Here is a 23090-nt window from a genome sequence, read left to right as displayed (position 1 = left end):
ATTTCCTAGTTGCTATTTCCTAGTTGCTATTTTCTATTTTGATGTAAGCAAGTCTTTTTAATTTTACTTTTTACCGTTTTCCTTGGTCAGCAAACACCTCAATTTCCCCTGTCCTAGAGGGTTGGCATTCCACATTACCAATTGCTTGAGAACCTAACCCTGATCGCCCATCCACCTGCTTAATTCGACAAGACTTGGTGAAGGAATAATACTCAGGTTTGGTGTCAGGGCTTGAACGGGGACCGTTCCAATTGGCCTGCAAGTCTAAGTTATAGTCATACCCAGACTCCCTGGATGAAAATTTATAGGTTACTTTCCATAGAGGATCTTCAGCAACCGGTGAGCTTTGCTTGGCTTGATATTCAATCTCCTTCAGTAACTTTTGGTGATTTACCTTAAGCAGGGATTTCTCAACCTCTGACCAAGATTTTGCATTCAACTCTTCTTTCAATTGAACTTCCATCCCCTCTAATATCGATACACCTCTAGATAGCATAGTGACTTGGGCAGAGGGCAATTTCCAGACAAAGGAACTATGGATAAAATCATCACTCAGTAAGCTAGGATATTGCACTAGCCAGTTTTGAATCACGAAATAAAACTGTATCCAGCAGCTAATCAAGAGCTGGCTACCGAATAATATAACTAGATATTGACGTTCTGCTGGAGATGGTTTTTTTAGCTCCAATCTTACTGCTAAAATATAAGGTAAAGTCGCAATTACGGCTGATATCAATGGCCAACTAATGAACGTCCAGGATGATACGTCCCTTGAGTCGATGCCGAATAAATAGGTACTGATACCCTGAATTTCGGGCTGGTATTCTCCAAGGTTTAAATTGATGCCGAATAGATAAATACTAGTTAATGCGCCGGTAATCCAGGGACCCAGGGGCAAGCCTGTCTTGGCGTCTTTGTTCTTCTTGGCAATTCTTAGCTTAGCCGCCGCTGCCGTTACCCAGTAGACAAATAAAATAAACAAAATACCACCACAGCTTGCTATCAGCCGTTGTACAAATCCCGTGGCTAACCCTGCCATTACATAGGAAAACACAGTTAGCCACATTAGAGCCTGCCAGGAAAATGCCTTGGGAGGTTTCAGTACCTTTACCACCCAGTCTACCACCGCTAAGCCAATGACAAATTCGAATAGGGATGTGAAAAATTTCACGACGCTAGTTATCCACTAATGGGGTTGACATAAAGGAAACGCAGAAACAAAAGCAGTAAGATAGCGCTATAGCTACAGGAATTAGCAATGAGGACGACCATAGCTCGATTTTCCCCACCCGATCCTCTCTGACCAGAGCGCCTCAAGGATAATGACTTTTCCTCGTCGGAAGCCGATGTGGAACCAGTTGCCTGATCTTCAGCTAGTTCTAAAAAGATTTTGAGTAACCTCAGCCCTGCCAGCTTAATAATAAAGGAAAGAAAGAAAATTGTGATCACACTCATAGCAATAAGAGTATAAAAATTGTCAGGCTTATCCTCTGAAAAGTGATCGAAAAAGATATAACTAATCATCTGGCCTTGAAATTCCGTAGGGAGTTGGTCGTGAAGGGCAAAAAAACAGCACCAACCTACAATAGTGGAAAGTAGATTAATCGATGCTGCTTGCTGCATGCTGGTTTTGCGGTTGAGTTTTAGCCCTCGTTGTAAGACTATCCCTTCCACCGCAATTACCACCAGCAGGAAGAGAGTTTGAAACACGACCGTCTTTAGGGGCCATACAGGTGCCATAATTTTAAGTTTGCTCCAACGTAAGAATTTGCATTAAAAACCCGTTTGAGCCACATTTTACCTGCACGATTCGGTGAAACTTGGTTTTGTTGACACTTTATGTTGACACCTTATGTTGACACTTTATAGTTGCTTATTTAGTGCCAACCGTCAACAGAAATGGAGCAACTAAACGGGAGCAGGTCTAATGTTCATTAAATTAGACTACCAGTAATTTTCGGATACTGGTAGTTAATTTGAATGAGGGGTGTTACCCCTAAGCCTCTTCGGGCGGGTTTCCTGTTAAACTCCTTAACCACAGGCTATACATTGAAGCACTACAAGGAACATCTGTAAAGATGCGATTGACCGTAGGCCACGCTACGCGATGCTCCTAGGTCGCCGCTAAGCGATCGCATTTTGTTACATATTTTGTTTTTTAGATACCTGTTTGACCTGCCGTCACCCTTCGCGAACATAATTTAGGGTTTAGGCTCTAGGGTTTAGGGTTCTGTTGAAACTTGGCTAGCTCTCTTAGGACGGAGGTGCTCAAGTGCCCCTGTTGTAGCTCATACCTAATACGATTAGCCTAATACCTATAATTTCTCGATTATTGCTCTATGGCTTTGCCGTCAGTGTCTGGTAGTTGACTCCTGGGGCAATGCTATGGTTGATGGGTGTACCCCACACCTGACAGACAAGCCAAAACTTTATCTTTACTGTATCTTTGCAGATCAACTCCCATCACCATAGCGCAAACCTATGACACGAAATCACTATGAACCTGAACTCAAACTGCGTTCTGAAAAAGGAGTAGACTACACTAAACTGCGAGACTTACTAGCAGCAGGCAAGTGGAAAGAAGCTGACCTAGAGACAGCCAGGGTACTCTTGGAAGCAGCAGGTCGAGAAGCTGAAAAATGGCTAGATATAGAGTCGCTCAAAACATTTCCCTGTGCTGACCTGCTGACCATTGACCAACTTTGGGTAAGATACAGCCAAGGACACTTTGGGCTTAGTGTTCAGCAGTCCATTTATCAAGAGGTGGCAGGAGACTGCGTCAGGCTAGGTGAACGCATCGGTTGGAGAGTGAGGGGAGATTGGATAGCCTATAGTAAAATCAAATGGAATCTAGATGCCCAGATGGGACACCTACCCGTCTGTATGGCATTCATCTGGAGTAATCATCGGTCTGTATCCGGTATCGTGTGGTTATCTCGGGTAGGGTGTGAGGCGTGGTATACTTCATTTATGCAAAGACTTGTAGAGTGTAGCATATAAGCGTTACAGCCCAAGGAAATAATTCTTTAAACAAAAATTTTAAACAAAAATATTTGCTACGAATTCTATAAACATTTTAGGGATTTCAAGGTTAGTTTGATAACTCAAAACTACCAGGTCTATTGTTTGGAGCGCGCTTTGTACAAACTAGGGATGATTTGTTAGTCTATGGGTTACTCCCCATGCCCTACTGCTGGTGCTGGAAGTCGATAAATCTTTTGGGTAGTTTACCATAAATAAACATAATTCTCTACAGCTATGAGATAGGCTGTATCTGGATAGACAACAATGCAGTATTGAAACTCTGCGCTCTTCCATAGGCGCAGATTCTTCGGAGGAGTTAACTAACAAATGTTAGCCATTGCTCGAAACAACCACATCAACCTCACCTTCCGTAAAACCAATAGGCTTGCAGTCCATCAGGCAGTGCCAATTACCGCTACTCTCTCACGGTGGTGGGGGTTGAGGTTACCTTTAAGTATGTGGTTTGTAAGTATGTGGTTTGTAAGTATGTGGTTTGATTCACTAGCCTTAAAGCCTTTGCTTGCAGGGGCTAAAACTAGACTACGTGGCTGTAGCCAATCAATCATTTCGATTGATTGTCTTTTCAGTGGAATTTCCCACCACTGGGAGTCCCAGCCAACCTTAAAGTTTTTTTTGTATAACTATTATTGTAGTACTTTGACAGCAGTTAAAATCGCCTCCTCGCGTTTCCTCCACCACATAAATGACCACATAAATAATAGTAGTTTCCACTCTCCCGTGAGGCTTTAGATGACCAGCGCTTATATCCTGATTGCCTCAATTTTGGTGTTGGGGGGGTTACTCGCTACCTTAGGCGATCGCATGGGTACACGAGTAGGAAAAGCACGGCTGAGTTTATTTAATCTACGTCCCCGTACTACTGCCACGGTAGTAACAATTATCACCGGTGGCTTAATTTCTGCCTCGACCTTGGGGATTTTGTTTGCCACCAGTGAGTCTCTACGAGATGGGATTTTTGAGCTTGATAATATCCTCAAAAAACTTAGAAGTGCTCGCCGGGAGGTCAGCCAATTAGAGGATGAGAAAGATCGAGTAGAGCAGAAGTTAGCCGAGGCCAAAGCAGAGCAAATAGAGGTTCAGAAGCGTCTGGATGAAACTAATCGAAATTTCCAACAGGCTCAAAATCAACTGAAAGACGTCTCTGCTCAGGTTGGGGTGCTGCGTACTGAAATTAAGTCACTCCTCAGGGAACGTCAGCTGCTAATCCAACAGCGGAATCAACTCAATGAACAAATTACCCAACTCCAGAGCCAAATCACTCAATTAAAAGAATTGGTGAAGAAACGGGATCAGGAAATGCTGGAGCGAGACCAAGCTATCCAAGAGCGAGACCAAGCTATCCAAGAGCGAGACCAAGCTATCCTCAAACAAGACCAAACGATCCAACAGCGGGATCAGGAGCTGGCTGAGAAAGACCAAGCTATAAAACAATTTGACCAGAAAATTGCTGAACGAGATCAAGTCATTGCTCAGCGTGAAACTTTCCTAAAAGAACTCGAACAAGAACTTAAAGAACTTGAACAAAAACTTAAACAAAAGGAGAGTCAACTTGCTAAACGTAATAAACAACTTGAATCACAAGAAAAACAACTGGCTTTTTTAAAACGGGAACTCGCAATTCTAGAACAGTACTATCAGAATTATCGAGTACTGCGTCAGGGAAATGTTGCTTTATTTCGTGGTCAGGTACTCACCTCTGGAGTAGTACGAATTGTCGATCCAACAGCCGTAAATCAAGCTGTTGATCAACTGTTGAGCCAAGCTAATAAGACAGCTGTAGACATTACCCGTGCTAGTAGCAGTAATTTCCAAGAGCCACTGGTGCAAATTACTCAAGCACAAGTAGATCAGTTAATCCAGCAGATTAAAGATGGTAGAGACTACGTGGTGCGAATTCTCTCAGCGGGTAACTACGTTGAGGGGGAAAAATCAATACAAGTATTTGCAGATGCAGCCCTCAATCAGGTTGTCTTTAAGGGGGGTGATGTCCTTGCTACCATCTCAACTAATCCCTCAACTATGACCAATGAGCAAATTCGGAAGCGGCTCGATCAGTTGTTGGCAGCCTCTGAGTTCCGTGCTCGTCGCGCTGGGATTTTGGGTGATATCCAAGTCGGAGATGGTCGGCTGACCACCCTAACCAACTTTATTGAGCAGCTGGAGCAGTATAGTCAACCCCTTAATGTCAAAGCTATTGCGCAAGAAACTGCCTACACAGCTGGTCCTTTAAAAATGCAGCTGGTAGCGAGCTACAATGGAGAAGATGTTTTTAAAACTATTGTTAACTAGCTAGGTTGTTAACGTAAGCATTCAGCGGTCAGCGCTCAGCGGTCAGCGCTCAGCCGTCAGCGGTCAGCCGTTGGCCACGCTACGGGAATGGCCAAGCTACTTGAGCTGCTTAAAATAAACCTCTTTTATTCAAAAGCTATTCAAAAACTGATAGCTGATAGCTGATTGCTGATTGCTGATTGCTGATTGCTGATTGCTGATTGCTGATTGCTGATAGCTGATAGCTGATAGCTGATAGCTGATTGCTGATTGCTGATTGCTGATAGCTGATAGCTGATAGCTGATAGCTGATAGCTGATAGCTGATTGCTGATAGCTGATAGCTGATAGCTGATTGCTGATAGCTGATAGCTGATAGCTGATAGCTGATAGCTGATAGCTGATTGCTGATTACTGATTACTGATTACTTACTTGTTAAGTAGCTAGCTCCTCCACAATTTGCCAATCGGGATTGTTATTAACTGCCTCTTGAAGTAGCTCAAACATTTGCCGACAATGGTTATTAACCTGTAGAGGTAACTCTTCATTTTTGACGACAAAATTTATGGGCACTTGTTGCTCAGTGGCTTTCGATTTGTCAATCAATACGTCCACTGTAACCAGCTTGGTAAAGGATATATTATCCGGACTCTCTCTTGCCATTATATAGTCATCACTCTCGTAGAGAATCTCAAAATGGCAGGATTTTAGAACCTCAATCAGTAACGGTAGAAGACGATCAAGGGAAATAGTGATTTTAATGGAACGAGTGTAGCGAGCCATATAGACTTGGGGCTTGCTGATAGCTAAATTTTTCTATCTTGACATTCCCCCGTGCGAGGGATTGCTCGCACGGGGGATTCTCGGTTCATCGACTCGCCATAAGCTGATAGGTTTATACCAACCAAGCACTTAGGGCAAATCTCCCGAAGGGTTTTAGGTCTTATTGACCCAGTTTTCCGCATTCCCTGCTGTAACTTGTTTCTCCGGCTGTTGATAGCTAACTAGTTGTTTGCTTCTAAGCCGACCTAGGTGACCAAATTGTTAGGCAAGGATTACGCAGTACCCTATCTCTGGCGATACTTTTTACTTTACTCTACGGAGGAAGGATTTGGGCAATAATTTATTGTTTTTTTAACTTATTTTTAAATAATTGGGCTCTTCGGTCCCTGTGGTGATAAGCTAAGCTTATTTATAGCGTTTATCGCAGTTATGAGGTACAGTATTCTTTGACGTTGATTCCCTGTCTTGATGTAGCGCATCGCTATTCCTTATTCCCTCTTCTCTCTTCTCAGATCCGCTGTTCCCAGATCCGCTGTTCCCTAAAATCCCGAAATTGTGTACCTCATAGCTATGATAATTGCTATAAACAAGCAAGCTAACAGCTTTTCCCTCAGATTATAAAAATTTCTAAACCCATAGCTTTGACGAATAATCAATTTCATCTTATTATTTAATACTGCCATTACTCCACTAGTTGTTTTATTGATCAAATAATGACAAATTTATGGTAAATTTTATTGGCCTTTGGCCACGCTACGCGAACAATAGTCTCAGCTACTTGACCTAAAATAATTAAACCGCCCTACACGCTCACGTTTCATCCCCCCTTGAAAAAGACGGGGTTTTCAAGGAAAGACCCAAGGGGTAAAGCGGGTGCATCTCATATTTGTAAAAAAGGAGGGGAGTGTGGGGCGGGGGCGCGGGAAGTGTGGGGCGGGGGCGCGGGAATTTTTGCCTAATTTCATGCATTGAGATACACCCGGGTAAAGCTTGCGCGAAGGTAAGATTTTTTATAATAATCGAATTTTAAAACATACGAGCTATGAATGTAGCAATCATTGGTTGTGGATACGTGGGTAGTGCTGTTGCTCACCTTTGGCATCAAGAGTTAGGGTTATCCACTACAGTAACCACTACTACCCCTGAGCGGGTCCGAGAACTAGAAACAATTGCTGACCGAGTGGTTGTGGTTAAAGGAAACGACCCTATTGGTCTCGAATCGGTAGTGAAAAACCAGGAGATTATTCTTCTGTCTGTGGGTGCTGCCAATGGCAAGGTCTATCAAGAAGCCTACTTAGACACAGCCCAAACCTTAGTTTCTGTGCTCAAAAACGCTCCTACGGTACGACAGCTAATTTACACGGGAAGCTATGCTGTGTACGGTGATCGACAGGGAGGCTGGGTAGACGAAACATCACCGATTGCTCCCGCGAGTCCAAATTATGAAATTCTGGCAGAAACTGAGCAGGTATTACTATCAGCATCCAATCCTAATCTGAAGGTTTGTATCCTGCGTCTGGGAGGAATTTATGGTCCGAAGCGGGAACTAGTCAAAATATTTGGTCGATTCGCAGGTACTACTCGTGAGGGTTCGGGTCAAGAAGTCACCAATTGGATTCATCTAGATGACATAGTGGGTGGGATAGAATTTGTCCGTTCTCACCAACTGCAAGGGATATATAATCTAGTAGATGATCAAATCCTGACTTATCAAGAATTGCTTGAAAAAGTATTTAAACAGCACAACTTACCCCCCGTATCCTGGGATTCATCCGTTACTAAAGCCCGACCTTACAATGCCCGAGTGTCAAATAAAAAGATAATTGATGCAGGTTACCAGTTTATTCATCCAGAAAAAATTTTCTAATCTGATTACTCGGTGGGTAAGCATTCAGCTATCAGCCATCAGCTTTCAGCTTGCATAGGTAAGCTTCGTTTAATCTCTGTACGGAAAGCTGTTAGCGTAGCGTGGGCCTATGGGCAATGGGCAATGGGCTTTTCCCCAAACTTTCAATTCTGTAAAATCTCGAACTATTAAATTCTCACGAAAGAGGTTTATTTTAAGCTCACGGCTGACAGCTGACGGCTGAATGCTTACCTCGGTGGGATTAGTTGACTGAAAACTAGCCTAAATATAAGTAACGAGGCGATTGGTGCATGAATCGCCTCTAGCCAAGATTCAACAAATACACTATCTAAAACAAGTGTGAATTTTTTGTGACTGAAGTTCCCCCGTTCATTTGTACTACTATACTAGTTAAAAGCTCTCCCCATAAGGGATATAGCGATTGAGCCCAAAAATTGTGTACCCATGTTGGTTCTTGAAGTATGTCTGCAATTGGAATATAATCCAACTATAGGCACTGGTCGCATTTTTATTTGAGAACCAAATCGCTTCTTGATGCAATAGCGAGTGGGGGAAACCACGCCAGTTGCTCATGGGGGAGACCCCCAAGACCGCACTGGCTCCCCAAGACCGTAATGGTGCGCTTTCCGTAGGCGAATTAAATTCGCCACGGGTCGCACCTCTGCATCGCTCAAACGCCCTTCAGATAAACGTTGTGAGCATTCTCAATAAGACTGTACCCAGTAGCAATAAGTACCGACAAGCCTAGGAACGCCACAGAGCTTGGGATTGAGGTTTCGAGTAGTTCAAACTTTGGGGGAACTTCAGTTGTGATATGTAGGATTTGGGATTTTAGGGAATCGGGAATTGGGAATCGGGAATCGGGAATTGGGAATTGGGAAAAAATCTTGTTTACCTGATTACTATGAGAACCGATAATTACCCTTAATAAAAATCTCCCCATCTCCCCGCTCCCAGCGCTATTAGCTGATCGGTGGTACCGTCAACCCCTTAAGGGCCACCCCTTCTGCTGATGGCGTTAATCCCTTACTTTGAATTAAAACCCCAAAGCCACCCAATCCGGTTGGATCGATCAACTGGTGTAACCGTTGGCGACGCTGCATAATCTTGATCACATCCTGTGCTGTTGCGTTCGCATTTCCCCCTTCTCTAGGCTCAGAAAGAGCAGCTATGCGATCGCCTAATCCCAATGCCATTAGAAACAACCCTTGCTTGGTCAAACCTACCTTACCCAAACCACATAACTCTCCTTGTTGCTCTAGGGCAGTAAAATCCACATGAGCCGTAATGTCTTGTTCGCCGATATAACTATAGGGGTTATTGTGGTGCCGGTGGCGATAATAACACTGTAATGTTCCCTGATCACGGGCTGGCAAATAATACTTTTGGGCTGGATAGCCATAATCAATCGTTAGGACAAATCCCTGGTTTAACCGTTTCGCAACAGTTTTAATCCAATCCAGTGCAGCGAGATTCACCTCACAGCGATAGCCCTCTGGATAGGAACCAGAGAACAAATCAATACCTACCAAATCAAAATACTCTCTCAGTTGGGGTGTAGAAGGGGTATCTAAAACTTCTACAAACTTAATGTCATCGTCATCCTGATCAACAGTTGCGATATAAATTTCTTTGAGATCTCCTGCTTGCAGCACAACTTGATGTACCGGTAATGCATCAACCAATTCGTTAGAGAAACAGCAACCAGTCAGGGAATTGTCTTGTATTTCTTCCCAAGAACACCACCGTACAGGTAACGAGGGCTGGTGATTGTCGAGTCTGGGTAGGTTTAGTTTCAACAACAGCTGCTTCTGTTGAGCAATCATTGCTGTTGCCTTTTCCACAATGATGTAATTTACCGCACCATAGCAATCTGGGTAGTGCTGGTGCAAGTAAACTAGAACATCTGCTGCTAGGAGGCCCTGTCCCGCTCCCACTTCCATCAGGGTAAAGGGATTAGGTTGTCCGAGGATATCCCACATTTGGGCAAACTGTTCAGCAAGTAATTCCCCGAAGTCTTTTCCTAAGTGAGGTGAGGTGAAAAAGTCTCCTGATGAACCAATGTTAACTGCACCAGAAGCGTAGTAACCTAGCTGTGGATGGTATAGTGCTAAGTCCATGTACTGGGCAAAGGTAATTCCCTGGTTAGGTGCTGTAGCAATGTGATTAGCAATTACCTTGGATAGAGGTTGAGTAGATGGAAGGTTTGAATTCAAGAAATTAGTCATTAGACTTCTTGCAGAAGGTAAGCATTCAGCAGTCAGCAGTCAGCAGTCAGCAGTCAGCAGTCAGCTTTGTGGCACAGGCTTTGGCCTTGGCCTTTTGGCCTTTTGGCCACGCTACGCGAACGGCCACGCGTGCGCGTTTGGCCACGCTGTGCGAACGACGCTGGGAGGTAACTCAGCATTATTCGAATGCTGACCTGTTGTCTTGATGCAAAGCGCGAGTGGGGGAAACCCCCGCAGGTCGGCGCTGCATCGCTTATTCAAAAGCTGTTCGCGTAGCGTGCGCGTAGCGCATTAGCACCTCAAGTAGCGTGCGCATAGGCTGATAGCTGATAGCTGATAGCTGATAGCTGATAGCTGATAGCTGATAGCTGATAGCTGATAGCTGATAGCTGATAGCTGATAGCTTACGTCAATTTTATTCTCCCTACTCCCTTTTCTATAGCTTACGTAGACACTTTTTTATTAGCCGTGAATACGCCATTGGGTTGAGTAATCACTGCTTGAGTCACAACCCCACCATTATCGGTAGTGAAGTTAATACTATATCCTGCTGGGGAATCCTTAAAATTAAATTCGGTTCCTTGGTAACGAACTAACTCTATCTCTGGCTGACCAGCTAATGACACAAATAGTTTATTATCTTTGATAAAGATAGTCATAGATTGACCAGAAATGTCATATTCACCCACAAATTTTTCCATAAAACTAGTGGTTAAAATGCTTTGGTCAGGGATTCGTTCAAATACAATATCCTTCACCTTCGGTTCTAGAGGTATGGACAGTCTCTGAATAATTCCTTTGGGGTCATTAAAGAATGATAATAGTTGAAAATTATCAGAACCCTCTGATAGTAATTCAAAACTATCATAGTGGTAGTGCTTTAGTTCCGCAACGATGGAATTATAAGTTGCCGTTAACTGCTGATCTTTGAGCGCAATGGAAACTATTCCGTATCCGGGATGCTCAAAATCTCCTGTGTAATCTTCTAGGGGATGTGATGGTTGAGTGCCAGTTTTAGGCTGTGGTTTGGTGTTCTGTTTGCCTTGTTCAGCCGCTTGTTTAGCTTCCTCAACCTTACTCTTCTGCCTTTCATTCCAAGGAACTTCGTCGAGACCAAGCAAGCGATCGCAAATGTGATAAGTTATAATATCTGGCAATGGGGTTCCTTGGAGATTGGTGAGAACTACCACACCAATTTTATCTTGAGGCATCAACGTTGTCAGGGCAGAAAATCCGTCAATACCACCCCCATGCTGGACGTGATTATGACCTCGGTAGGCAGTGAGAAACCATCCTAATCCATAAGAGTAATGCCAGAATTCCGGATACTCAAGGGATGACGGCTTCACGATTTGTGGTGTATACATCTCAGTCAGAATACCAGGGTTGATAATCTGCTTATCCTCATAGTTTCCCTGGTTTTGATGGAGTAGAAGCCACTTCGCCATATCAGTAACATTGGAATTAATAGAGCCAGCAGGACCAATAGTGTCGATATTGCGAAATGGGATGGCTTTAACTACGTCATCTTTCTCTCGATAAGGAAGGGAAAAATCCTCAGTCTCCTGGGATTTGACAACGGAAAAATTGCTGTCTGCCATCGACAAAGGATTAAAAATTTCCTGCTGAACAAATTCTTCCCAGCTGCTCTCGGCAATTTGACCGACTAAGTAGCCAGCGGTCATGTACATCAAATTTTGATACTGATAGACACTCCGCAATTCATGATTAGGTTCGAGATACTGTAAGCGCTCAACTATTTCTTTACGAGTGAAAGGACTGTTATACCACATGAAACCGTGACGGGGTAAGCCAGAACGATGAGTGACCAGGTCACGGAGAGTCATGTGTTCACTAGCATAGGCATCGTATAGTTTAAACGTGGGCAGATAATGTCGAACTGGTTTATCCCAATCTAATTTTCCTCGCTCAGCCAAGATGCCCATAGCCATTGTGGTAAAGGCTTTAGTGCAAGACCCAATCGCAAATAGGGTTTTAGAGGTTACTTTTAAGCCTTTTTCTACATCCCTAAAACCAAAGCCTTCACAAAAGATGATTTCGCTATCGTGAACAATAGCGACTGCCAGCCCTGGGACTTTCCACTCTTCCATTCTCTGGTTAATAAAATCACTAAGACCTTCCATTAGTTGCTCTCCATTCATGTGAATTTCAGAAGTTTCGACGTAAGCATTCAGCCGTCAGCCGTCAGCCGTCAGCCTTGGCCACGCTACGGGAATGGCTGAAAGCTGTTCGGTGTAGCGTGCGCGTAGCGCATAAGCTTACGTTTCGACGCCAGTTGCTGATCTGACTCCCCACGCTTACCACACTTACCACGCTTACCATGCTTGCCACACTCCTGCCACACTTCCTATACTCTTCCTTGTCCTGTTTATTGATAATCACTTAATTTCCCCATGGCAAATTAAGTGAAGCGGGTCACCATTGGCGGTAAAATCAGATAAGATAGGTATATCTACTAGAGAAAAATTACTTATGGCTAGTGGTAAATCCCAGAATCATGCAACTCTGTCTTACCGCGAATTGCAAATCATCGAACATGTAGCGGCTGGTTTAACCAATCTCGAAATCGCCCAGGAGCTGGCAATCAGTAAGCGCACTGTTGATAATCATATCAGTAACATTCTGACCAAAACTTCCACTGATAACCGGGTGGGTTTGGTTCGTTGGGCCTTAAAGTGGGGCAAAGTTTGCTTGAATGATGTCAATTGCTGTCCTTTACCAGCCCCTGGTCAAACTCAGTGATACCACTGACTTATCCAGTCCCGGAGATTATTGAAATTACTGATAGTTTTCAGAGTCGGCTTGAAGCTAGGATTAGGCAATTTTGCTCAGGTTGCTTTGCTCAGGTTGCTTTGCTGAAGCCACCAAGCACCTCAGTGGCACTGGCAACCCCCCAGCTAAACACCAAGAAACCCATGATTATCTAAGTCCCACTGGCATAATTAGTTTAGTTGTCCAGAGTGACTTCTAGGCTTTTGGCTGACTGCTGATAACTCAAAGCTGATAACTCAAAGCTGACAACTCAAAGCTGACAACTCAAAGCTGACAACTCAAAGTTGACCGCTCAAATTATATCTTAAGTATATCTTAAGATATTTTTAGCATCTTTAGCGATCGCAGGCAATCTTTCTCTAGGATGTCCCATACCTGTTTAGGGGTTAGGGTAGATATCTACGATATATCGACCGCTATTCCTTTCGTTCTACCACTACTTTCAATCGAGCCGCCAATGCCCCGATCGCTCCCAGGGGGAGTAACCAAGGAGCCCAGAAAATAGCAGTAAATCCTCCTAATACGCCAAAAGTTAGCGGAATCTCCAACAAAATCCGATCCTGGTCATTTTTGATCATAATTCGGCGAATATTCCCCTGATTAATTAGGTCTTTAACTTTGTCAATCAGGTCATTACCACTAATACTGAATTCTTCGACACTGACCTTTGGCTGAACATCTGTCTCTACCGAATTGGAGTGATTGTTTATTTGTTGATCAGTTGGTTCATTCATGGTAAGCTGCTAAGGCACCGGCTTGGTAATTATGGTCATTACTTTTCTACAGTAGCTCAAAAATAATTGTTAATGTTGATACAAAATCCTATGGGACTGGTGGTAAGGGATTTTGGGTTTTATAATAAATAGTCGAGATGTTCGTTCTATAATTGCTTGACACCGCTGTGACTAAAACCCCCCTACCCCTTAGTATCGGTGACCATAGGGATCACCACACCCAACAACCGGACGCTTTGGGACGTTTTGGGAAATTTGGTGGTAAATATGTTCCAGAAACCCTGATGCCTGCTCTGAGTGAACTAGAGCAGTCTTTTGAGCAATACCGTAATGACCCGGATTTCCAACAGGAACTACAACAACTACTGCGAGACTATGTGGGACGTCCTAGTCCTCTGTATTTTGCTGAACGTCTGAGTAACTACTATACCAAATCTGATGGTAGTGGACCACGAATTTATCTAAAACGGGAAGATTTAAATCACACCGGTGCTCACAAAATTAATAATGCTCTGGCTCAAGTATTGCTAGCCAAGCGCATGGGTAAGGGGCGCATCATTGCTGAAACGGGAGCGGGTCAGCATGGTGTGGCTACCGCAACAGTATGTGCTCGATTTGGTCTCGAATGCGTCATTTATATGGGCGTTCAGGACATGGAACGGCAATCCCTGAATGTGTTTCGGATGCGGCTACTGGGAGCAACGGTGCAACCGGTATCGGCTGGAACCGGTACTCTCAAGGATGCGACCTCGGAAGCGATTCGAGACTGGGTGACAAATGTCGAAACCACTCACTATATCCTTGGGTCAGTGGCAGGTCCTCATCCTTACCCAAAAATGGTACGGGATTTCCATGCTGTGATTGGCCAGGAAACTCGCGCTCAATGTTTGGAAAAGTGGGGCGGTTTGCCGGATATATTGTTAGCTTGTGTGGGAGGTGGCTCCAATGCCATGGGCCTGTTCCATGAGTTTGTTAATGAACCCACTGTGCGGTTGATTGGCGTGGAAGCAGCAGGCGCTGGTGTGGATTCTGCTAAACATGCGGCTACCCTCACTCTTGGACGACCAGGAGTGTTGCACGGGGCAATGAGTTATTTGCTCCAAGATCATGATGGTCAGGTGCTCGAAGCTCACTCGATTAGTGCTGGATTGGACTATCCTGGTGTCGGTCCAGAGCATAGCTATTTGAAAGATAGTAGTCGGGCAGAGTATTATAGTGTTACAGACCAAGAAGCGGTGGCTGCGTTTCAACGGTTGTCTGAGCTGGAGGGAATTATACCGGCACTGGAAACATCTCATGCGATCGCATATCTCGAAACTCTGTGTCCCCAACTCAGTGGTAATCCCCAGATCGTGATTAACTGTTCCGGTCGGGGTGATAAGGATGTGCAAACTGTTGCTAAATTTATGTCAGCTCAGACCTCGAAAGATTAAAAAAATAAAAAATAAGTAGGACATGTGGACTGTCAAGGGTAAATTGTAAACTACGATACAGTAATTCCCAGAAATTAGAAATTCCCAGAAATTAGAGCCCAGGGTTTAGCCAGCCTGCTCATGCCAAAAGCATTGCTCAAGATTAGTTTGGGAATGCTTATCTTTACTGTGGAATTAACTCAAGTTTTGATCAAGGGTCCTTAACTCTAGTAACCACTGTGATTTAGTTGCTAGTTATGGTGCTATAACATCGCTTTAAAGCGATAACTAACACTACCGCTAGTGGTTAGTATCAGTGGTGACTGTCATCTTCACGAATAACTGTGCCTTTTCCGTTCTCCTCATGGGAACAGAAACGGTACCCCATAGGAGCATCGAATCAACCAAATCCTGGGAGTTCTCCCTAAGAATATTATCCCATCAAAACTATCGCATCAAACACTATCCCATCCAACAAACTTCTAGAACCTACAACCTATAACCTTTGAACCAATGACCAACACAACTGTAATTGAAGAATTGAAGGATTTTCAAGTTTGCGATCGCGATTTACCCGAATCTATATGCCAAGAGTATCTAAGGGCAGATTCCCTCGCCGTGGATACCGAAACCATGGGACTGATTTACCAACGCGATCGCTTATGTCTTGTACAGCTGTGTGATCCACTCGGACGAGTCACCTTTGTCCGCATTGACAAAGGACAAACAGAAGCACCCCGATTAAAACAGTTGTTAGAAGCGACTAATGTGCTCAAAGTATTTCACTTTGCTCGGTTTGATGTCGCTATGCTCAGGCAAAATCTCGGTATTGAAGTCAATCCTGTATTCTGCACCAAGATTGCTAGTAAGTTAGCCCGCACCTATACTAGTAGCCATGGTCTCAAAGAATTGGTCAAAGAGCTAGAACGGATAGATTTGGATAAAAGTGCTCAGAGTTCTGACTGGGGTAATGTCGCTAACCTGTCCGATGAGCAGTTGGAATACGCTGCTAATGATGTACGCTACTTGTTGAATGTGCGGCAAAAACTGATCAATATGCTGCAACGGGAAGACCGTTGGGAATTAGCTCAACAGTGCTTTGAGGCGTTACCGACTATGGTATCTCTCGATTTGTTGCACTATCGAGATGTATTTGAACATTGAAGAATCAGAGACTGGTAAGTAAAGTTTAACAAACAGTTTCCAAGCTCCAAAATCCAACTTAAACTAGTAGAGGAGGGGTGTTACCCATAGCCCCTCCAGGAGATACCAGTGAAACGTATGTTTAGTTGGAAACGTGCCCAAATCCCCTTGTGTTTGGGTGCTTTTTTGATATCAGTACTGATTAGCCTATTAACCATAGCACCTAGTCAAGCACAATCTCAGGCATCTAAAACCTTGCCACCATTGAAGATTACCCAAGGATGGCACTATCTCTGGGGTGATGTTTCTATGAATAACCTCCGTCATGCCAAGCTTTGTACTAAGGTCGAGATTGCCAAGGGCGAGCCTTGCTGGAAAGAATTTACGTTTCCAAAAAGATTATGGAAGTCACCGGCAGATCAACAGCAAAACAATGTTTGGTTAAAGGTTAAGTTACCAGACGGTAAATGGCAATCTCCCACTCTTTATCTCGGAGCAGTTCCGAATATACTAGAAGCTTATTTAGATCAGGAACTGATTTATACCCGATTATCCCCTAACTCATTGCCTCCAGCTAATGGTGACGGGTATCAATGGCCAATTGTTCCTATTGATTCAAATTTTTATGGAAAATCATTGTTCATTAATGTTTACGTAGGGACTGAGCAGTCTATTTATATCGGATTTTTCGACCGGATAGTTATTGGTTCTAAATTTAACGTAATTCGGTGTTTATTCAAAGACGAAATCAGCACCGTTTTAGGATGTATTTTTATTTTAATTGGGCTGTGGTTTAGTTTAACCTGTTTATTCCGGTCTCAAGACAAACGATTGATTCTAGCCTTTGCATTATTAGCTATAGCTGGAGGCATTTACAACCTTAGCCAATCAACCATTATTCCCTTATTATTTAAGGATTCACTGAATTGGGAGCATATTCGATATACGGCTTTTTGTTTTCTTCCTATTCTCACTCTTATTGGTTTTGAAGAAATATTTGGCTCAGGCTACTTTTCCATCATCCAGCGGTTATGGCAAATTCACCTAATTTATTCGGTCATTTCTTTAGGATTAATTGTTATCTACAAAAGTTCCTGGTTGTATGAGATATCTATTGATCACTACTTGCTCCTGGGTAGTACAATAATTTTATTGCTCCATGCGATTCCTATAGCTATCACTCAGAAAAACTATTATGCTAAACTATTTAGTTTCGGATTATCTATCCTGGCTATAGGAGGAATGCATGATATTTTAGTTTATCGCTTTGAACCGGAAAATTGGTATCAACGATTGTATCCTTGGGGAATGTTGCTGTTTATCCTATCCTTAGCATTAATTTTAGAACGACGATTTGCTGAAACCAGGCAACTGCTACAGGAGTATAACCAGAAGCTAGAAACTAAGAATGCTGCTCTTCAGGAAATGGATCAGCTCAAAAATGAATTCTTAGCCAATACATCCCATGAACTTAAAACACCTCTGAATGGCATTATCGGCATTGCTGAATCCCTGATTGATGGAGCAACAGGTAAGTTATCCCAGTCAACAGCATCTAATCTTTCTCTGATTGTCTCTAGTGGCAAACGGTTAACTCAGCTTGTTAACGATTTACTGGATTTTTCTGCCCTCAAGCATAAACAAATCAACCTGAGAATTAAGCCAGTGGGGATGCGAGAAATAACAGAAGTTGTTTTATTGCTATCCCGTCCCCTTGTGGTTAATAAAAACCTACAACTGATTAATCAAGTTTCCTCATCGATTCCCCCAGTCGATGCTGATGAAAACAGACTCCAACAGATTCTCTATAATTTAGTGGGTAATGCCATTAAATTTACTGAATGTGGTACGATTAAAGTGTCAGCAGAGGTGGTAAATTCTTATCTAAAAATTACCGTTTCTGATACAGGTATTGGTATACCACCTGATAAATTAGACCGAATTTTTGAAGCTTTTGAACAAGGGGATGGCTCCATTAATAGGAAATATGGAGGAGTGGGGTTAGGTTTAGCGGTTACTAAAAAACTGGTGCAGCTCCACGGCGGAGATATTGATGTGGAGTCTACCCCAAACCTTGGCTCACAGTTTAGTTTCACCCTACCGATATCAACAGGTAAAGTAGAGAGGAAACAGCAAGAGGAAGTTTCCCAGGTTCAGAATTATTTGGCGATGGCAAATGACTCTGAACCCCTGATATCTGATCACCTGATGTCTAATCACCTGATATCTGATCACCTGATATCTGATCACCTGATATCTGATCAGAACCTATCATCACCAACCGTCGAAGCATTTAACATCTTGATTGTAGATGATGAACCAGTAAATCTTCAGGTTTTGGTCAACCATCTTTCTCTGCACAACTATAATATTATTCAAGCAGTTAATGGCCTAGATGCATTCACAAAAATTTGCCAAGGATGCAGACCAGACTTGATTTTACTGGATATTATGATGCCGAAAATGACCGGCTATGAGTTCTGCAAAAAAATCCGTGATAAATTTCTACCGAATGAACTACCCGTAGTATTGTTAACTGCTAAAAATCAGATCTCAGATTTGGTAGCAGGATTTGCAGCAGGAGCGAATGATTATTTAACTAAGCCCATATCCAAGAATGAATTGCTAGCAAGAATTAAGACCCATCTTCAGTTAGCCAAAATTAATGTAGCTTATGGACGCTTTGTGCCTCGGGAGTTTCTGCAATTTTTAGAAAGGGAAAGTATTCTTGATGTCCAATTAGGGGACTATGTCCAAAAAGAGATGACGGTACTTTTTTCGGATATTCGCTCCTTTACTAGTTTATCAGAGAGGATGTCACCGCAAGACAATTTTAATTTTATCAATGACTATTTAAGTCGAGTCAGTCCAGTGATTCGTAATTATAACGGCTTCATTGATAAATATATTGGTGATGCGGTGATGGCGTTGTTTCCCGAAAAGGCTGATCATGCCCTAAAGGCAGCCATTGAGATGCAAAAGCAAGTTTATAGTTATAACTCCCATCGGAACAATAGTGGTTATGAACCGATTGCGATTGGTATTGGTTTGCACAAGGGGAGTTTAATTTTAGGTACAGTGGGGGAATCTGAACGGATGGATACAACCGTGATTGCTGATACTGTAAATTTGGCCTCCCGTTTGGAAAGTTTAACCAAGATTTATGGAGCAGAGATTTTGATTAGTAAACCCACCTTGACTGATCTGGATAATCGAGACAGTTATCATTATCGGCGTCTAGGGCGAGTCAATGTGAAGGGTAAAAGTCAACCAGTGGAAATCTTTGAAGTGTATGATGCTAATCCTGAGGATTTGATTGCTTTCAAGTCCGACACGACTCCTCGGTTTGAGGAAGCAGTTTCCTATTATGTAGAAGAAGACTTTGCTCAGGCGCAACAGATTTTTGAGGAACTTTTACAGAGTAATCACCAAGACCGGGTGGTTGAACTTTATATTGAACGGTGTGCTAAAGCCCGGGAGTATGGGGTTTCGGAATTGGATATTGTGATTACTTGAATTGGTTATTAAGGGAATAGGGAATAGGGAGTCGGGAGTCGGGAGTCGGGAGTCGGGAGTCGGGAGTCGGGAGTCGGGAGTCGGGAGTCGGGAGTCGGGGGAGAGATGTAGGGTGGGCAGTGCATCAGACAGGAACTTCCAGGACAACTATTCCCTGGTAAATCTCGGCAGATACTAGCAAAAGCTATAAGTGTATCCATCTTTTCGGTATATTGCCGATATATCTTGAGGTTTGCAACTTTTGTAGCCCTTGGTTCCTAACGGGGTAAATCCAAAGCTTCCTTTGCTTCTAGGGGTGACTTTACCTATTCCTAGTTTTTGATGCTTGGCTATGTCCCCAGTAACAAGCGCCTTTGATTGGTTTTAATGGATTGTGTCTGATGGGGTAACCGTATTTGTTAAGTGCTGCTTTCTGTCTCCCTCCGGGTCCCTTGCAAGTGACTAACAGCGGCTGAGAGGTTCTCAACACTAAGGTCTCAATATCCCCAACACAAGCGGCATCAATCCAGTGCTGCTTAGGTAGTTCTAATCTAGTCCGGTTGTATTTGGTTTGCGCTCCCGTTCCGGTGACCACAACCTTGATTAATTGAAGTACCTTAACTAACTTGTTCCGAGTTGCATTTACTGCTGTTGCATCTTTTAATGGCTGCTTAGCTTTAGATTTGATTTTTTGCAGTAGACTTGGCTTCTTTTTTAAGAAGTCTTCTATAGGCTTGTTACCTTTGCGTTGATTACACTTTTCACAAGCCAAACAAAGATTACTTACGCGTTCGCGTAGCGTCGGCAAAGCCGAATCGCTTCCACCAAGTGACCTTGGGTGAATGTGTTCGATTTGCAATGGAACGGATTGCTTACCACAGTAAGTGCATTCTCTTCCCCATTTTTCAAGTAAGTACTCTCTAACCTCATATCCGGCTAACTCTCCTTGCTGGTACTGAATGCCACTGATTTCAGGATTTTGCATTTTTTGGGTGTCAAACTTAACCCTTTCGACCCAAATCTCATTGACTGGGCAGAATTTAATCAATCGTTTTACCCAAGTCTGAATAGTCAAAATTCTGTGTTCTAGACTAGGTGGAAGCCATCCCTCTGGACGCTTACGGTTAAGGAATATGGGTTTCCTGTAGCGGGTGTTGCGGTTACGTCTCCCACGCCTTACAGCGCCTCTAGACTCTAGTTTTTTCTTAATTAATCCTCCTCTGTGCTCTAATTCCATTCCCCAAATAACTTGGTTGTTTTGGACTAGGGCAAATCCAGTTACCTTACTACCAGGGTCAATCTTTATTTGACAAGGTGAGATGCTTGGATTATTGTTCGCGCAGCGTCGGCTTTGCCGAATCGCAGTCTTTAAGATGATTGTGAACGGGTACATCCTAAAAACGGCAGCCTTACCTTTGTTTAATAACCGGCGAGCTTTCTTTGGTGGAATAGGGTTTAATGGTTGCTTGTTTGTGTCAATAACGAATACGTAATTCTGCATGATTAGTGCAACTCAATTCGGTAATGTGTTCCTCGACAATGTTGAAATGGCTTGTTAGGCTAATCACACATTTTGCCTTTGTCTTAATGATTAGCGACAGAGCCAAGAGCTGGAGTTCACTCTTGGGTGTCATAACCAAACCAACGTAGAAAACTAAGTCTGCATCCTAGCTGGCGATTTCCAGGAGTTACCGGGAATTGCCTAGGCTTTGACTAGGAGATTGATGTGCTTACCATCGGGTTGCTAGGCACTGCCCACCAAGGATTAATCACTGTTAATAACCGATACTTTTTAGCTACCAAAACCTACCAAAGGCAAATTCTGGCTCGCCAATGCCAGATGCAATAGCATCCAGGGGGTATCTCCGCGCTTCTCTGACGGAATATCCCGCGAGCGCCATAAAAATGTCAAAAAAGTCTAACACCGGGATAGAGAGCGCAACTACTAAACCCTTGGTTTTCGGCTTTAATTTAAGTTACATAATAATCCCTGTCGGTGTTACCCTAATTTAAGTTTAACAAATAATCAGAGTTTTTGGTAGACTCTGCGACATTTTCTCTAGCTGTTTACTAACCTTCAACTTACTAACCTTAAACCTTCAACTTACTAACCTTGGCCAAAAGGCCACGCGATCGCTGAAAGCGGGACGCGCGTCCATCGCGTTCAACTTTCAACCTCATAACCTTGGCCAAAAGGCCACGCTACGCGAACAACTTACTAACCTTGGCCAAAAGGCCACGCTACGCGAACAACTTACTAACCTTCAACCTGATAACTTTCAACCTGATAACCCCAAAAAAACTAGCCGCAGAAATCATTTCCACGGCTAGGAATTTTTACTTATGTCTCAACGTTGTAAACCCATCCAGATGTGATCCGATGTGATTAGACCGTAAGCTATCAGCTATCAGCTATCAGCTATCAGCTATCAGCTATCAGCTATCAGTTTATGCGCTACACGAACAGTTTTCAGCTATTAGCTATAAGCCAAAGGCCAAACGCTGACCACTGACCACTGACCACTGACCGCTGACCACTGACCGCTGACCGCTGACATCAGACCTGATGCTTTGGCCAGGGGGCAAAGCCCCCTGAAATTTAAGCCCTTAATCCAGAATTAAATACTTCGTCATTACCGTGATGAATTCGCCAGGAATGTCAGTCGGCTGAAGGGGGCTCCACTCGTCAATTTGGGCGTAACCCCGTGCATAAAGGGTATGCATGGTGTTGGTTATTGCCCGGCGGGAGCCTTTCAAAATGTGCTTAATGGGGTATTTTTTTGGGGAAGGTTCCTGAGGAGTATTACTAGGAGTAATCTCATCAGGATTGTTTTCTGGGTTAGGGCGGAAGTTGTCAGACATAGTAAAAAAAACGTTTTAAGGATTACAAATATAATCATAACGATTATAAATTAACTTGTCAAGGGTTTTTAGATTTTTTTTTGAGAAGGGTAATTGAAAGAAAATGTACGGATTAAGGAATGCGATCGCGTTTTTTTAAAGGCAACAGGCAACAGGGAACAGGGAACAGGGAAAATCGTAAATATTAGTTAGCGTTCCCGTAGCGTTACCATAGGTCAATCGCATAGATATATTTCAGAGAATACCATTTTTTGGGGAGTAATTTTATCGATAGCGCTGGTAATATTAAATCGGTAAAGTAATAAATTGTGATATTTTTTTTCCCTACTCCCTGCTTCCTACTCCCTGCTCCCTGCTCCCTGTTCCCTACTCTCTACTCCCTGCTCCCTATATTTTCCTGTGTTAGAATAAGTCCAGATTGGGTTTGATGCATCTACATAGATTAAATACTATTTAGTTA

General features: G+C 43.2%; 19 protein-coding genes and 2 pseudogenes. 9 read left to right on the top strand and 12 right to left on the bottom strand.

The window, feature by feature from the left end:
• Positions 1 to 70 precede the first annotated feature (70 nt).
• Positions 71 to 1171, bottom strand: coding sequence for a DUF5357 family protein (locus F6K63_RS00225; RefSeq protein ID WP_008187703.1), 1101 nt, complete (start codon positions 1169 to 1171; stop codon positions 71 to 73).
• Positions 1172 to 1179: 8 nt separating this feature from the next.
• The gene (gene fraC / locus F6K63_RS00220; protein WP_008187702.1) at positions 1180 to 1740 is read right to left on the bottom strand and encodes a filament integrity protein FraC; all 561 of its coding nucleotides are present in this window, start codon (positions 1738 to 1740) and stop codon (positions 1180 to 1182) included.
• Between the two features lie 741 nt (positions 1741 to 2481).
• On the opposite strand from fraC, the gene F6K63_RS00215 reads away from it, so the two are divergent.
• Together F6K63_RS00215 and F6K63_RS00210 are read left to right on the top strand one after the other, a co-directional pair.
• A complete protein-coding gene (locus tag F6K63_RS00215; protein WP_287264851.1) occupies positions 2482 to 3000 on the top strand; it encodes a GUN4 domain-containing protein in 519 nt (172 codons plus the stop codon).
• Between the two features lie 774 nt (positions 3001 to 3774).
• A complete protein-coding gene (locus tag F6K63_RS00210; protein ID WP_287248559.1) occupies positions 3775 to 5334 on the top strand; it encodes a DUF3084 family protein in 1560 nt (519 codons plus the stop codon).
• Between the two features lie 414 nt (positions 5335 to 5748).
• Here the strand turns inward: F6K63_RS00210 and F6K63_RS00205 are convergent, their stop codons facing one another.
• Positions 5749 to 6096 (bottom strand): hypothetical protein, encoded by a 348-nt coding sequence (locus tag F6K63_RS00205; RefSeq protein WP_008187699.1) that lies wholly within the window; start codon positions 6094 to 6096, stop codon positions 5749 to 5751.
• A 539-nt stretch (positions 6097 to 6635) separates the two neighbouring features.
• Positions 6636 to 6818 (bottom strand): annotated as a pseudogene (locus tag F6K63_RS00200) (transposase); the annotation flags it as partial.
• A 320-nt stretch (positions 6819 to 7138) separates the two neighbouring features.
• Between F6K63_RS00200 and F6K63_RS00195 the strand changes: the two are divergent.
• Positions 7139 to 7963, top strand: a complete 825-nt coding sequence (locus tag F6K63_RS00195) for an SDR family oxidoreductase (protein ID WP_008187698.1) — start codon at positions 7139 to 7141, stop codon at positions 7961 to 7963.
• Positions 7964 to 8633: 670 nt separating this feature from the next.
• Here F6K63_RS00195 and F6K63_RS00190 read toward each other — a convergent pair.
• Positions 8634 to 8906 carry a hypothetical protein gene (locus F6K63_RS00190; protein ID WP_008187697.1) on the bottom strand — a complete coding sequence of 91 codons (273 nt, stop codon included), beginning with the start codon at positions 8904 to 8906 and terminating at the stop codon, positions 8634 to 8636.
• A gap of 19 nt (positions 8907 to 8925) precedes the next feature.
• The gene (locus F6K63_RS00185) at positions 8926 to 10191 is read right to left on the bottom strand and encodes a class I SAM-dependent methyltransferase (RefSeq protein ID WP_008187696.1); all 1266 of its coding nucleotides are present in this window, start codon (positions 10189 to 10191) and stop codon (positions 8926 to 8928) included.
• 8 nt (positions 10192 to 10199) lie between these two features.
• Here F6K63_RS00185 and F6K63_RS00180 point away from each other — a divergent pair, with 8 nt between their 5' ends.
• A complete protein-coding gene (locus F6K63_RS00180; protein WP_131827042.1) occupies positions 10200 to 10397 on the top strand; it encodes a hypothetical protein in 198 nt (65 codons plus the stop codon).
• Positions 10398 to 10634: 237 nt separating this feature from the next.
• On the opposite strand, the gene F6K63_RS00175 is transcribed toward F6K63_RS00180, so the two are convergent.
• Positions 10635 to 12335 (bottom strand): serine hydrolase, encoded by a 1701-nt coding sequence (locus tag F6K63_RS00175; protein ID WP_287310273.1) that lies wholly within the window; start codon positions 12333 to 12335, stop codon positions 10635 to 10637.
• Positions 12336 to 12396: 61 nt separating this feature from the next.
• The gene (locus tag F6K63_RS00170; protein WP_137985533.1) at positions 12397 to 12594 is read right to left on the bottom strand and encodes a hypothetical protein; all 198 of its coding nucleotides are present in this window, start codon (positions 12592 to 12594) and stop codon (positions 12397 to 12399) included.
• Between the two features lie 90 nt (positions 12595 to 12684).
• On the opposite strand from F6K63_RS00170, the gene pedR reads away from it, so the two are divergent.
• A complete protein-coding gene (gene pedR, locus F6K63_RS00165) occupies positions 12685 to 12954 on the top strand; it encodes a photosynthetic electron transport-dependent transcriptional regulator PedR (RefSeq protein WP_008187694.1) in 270 nt (89 codons plus the stop codon).
• Positions 12955 to 13400: 446 nt separating this feature from the next.
• Here the strand turns inward: pedR and F6K63_RS00160 are convergent, their stop codons facing one another.
• On the bottom strand, positions 13401 to 13718 hold the full coding sequence (locus tag F6K63_RS00160; protein WP_071104800.1) for a DUF4342 domain-containing protein: 318 nt from the start codon (positions 13716 to 13718) through the stop codon (positions 13401 to 13403).
• 167 nt (positions 13719 to 13885) lie between these two features.
• On the opposite strand from F6K63_RS00160, the gene trpB reads away from it, so the two are divergent.
• From trpB to F6K63_RS00145, 3 genes are all read left to right on the top strand, one after another.
• On the top strand, positions 13886 to 15151 hold the full coding sequence (gene trpB, locus F6K63_RS00155; RefSeq protein WP_287264847.1) for a tryptophan synthase subunit beta: 1266 nt from the start codon (positions 13886 to 13888) through the stop codon (positions 15149 to 15151).
• 492 nt (positions 15152 to 15643) lie between these two features.
• Positions 15644 to 16294, top strand: a complete 651-nt coding sequence (locus F6K63_RS00150) for a ribonuclease H-like domain-containing protein (RefSeq protein WP_287248510.1) — start codon at positions 15644 to 15646, stop codon at positions 16292 to 16294.
• Between the two features lie 117 nt (positions 16295 to 16411).
• Entirely contained in the window at positions 16412 to 19789 is a 3378-nt protein-coding gene (locus tag F6K63_RS00145; protein WP_287310694.1) for an ATP-binding protein, read from the top strand.
• 8 nt (positions 19790 to 19797) lie between these two features.
• Here the strand turns inward: F6K63_RS00145 and F6K63_RS00140 are convergent, their stop codons facing one another.
• Complete coding sequence (locus F6K63_RS00140; RefSeq protein ID WP_287248508.1) at positions 19798 to 19989, bottom strand: hypothetical protein; 192 nt, start codon at positions 19987 to 19989, stop codon at positions 19798 to 19800.
• Positions 19964 to 21269: pseudogene (gene iscB / locus F6K63_RS00135) on the bottom strand (RNA-guided endonuclease IscB). The gene F6K63_RS00140 and the pseudogene iscB overlap by 26 nt, the downstream one beginning before the upstream one ends.
• Positions 21270 to 21953: 684 nt before the next feature.
• Here iscB and F6K63_RS00130 point away from each other — a divergent pair.
• Positions 21954 to 22154: a hypothetical protein gene (locus F6K63_RS00130; protein WP_287310269.1), complete on the top strand. Its 201-nt coding sequence runs from the start codon at positions 21954 to 21956 to the stop codon at positions 22152 to 22154.
• Between the two features lie 221 nt (positions 22155 to 22375).
• On the opposite strand, the gene F6K63_RS00125 is transcribed toward F6K63_RS00130, so the two are convergent.
• Entirely contained in the window at positions 22376 to 22630 is a 255-nt protein-coding gene (locus F6K63_RS00125; RefSeq protein ID WP_287247561.1) for a hypothetical protein, read from the bottom strand.
• Positions 22631 to 23090: the final 460 nt, after the last annotated feature.

It is taken from the genome of Moorena sp. SIO1G6 (assembly GCF_010672795.1).
In the GTDB taxonomy this organism is placed as follows: Bacteria; Cyanobacteriota; Cyanobacteriia; order Cyanobacteriales; family Coleofasciculaceae; genus Moorena; species Moorena producens.
Note: the sequence above shows the minus strand (reverse complement) of the source record. Positions and strands in the feature narration are given on the sequence as shown.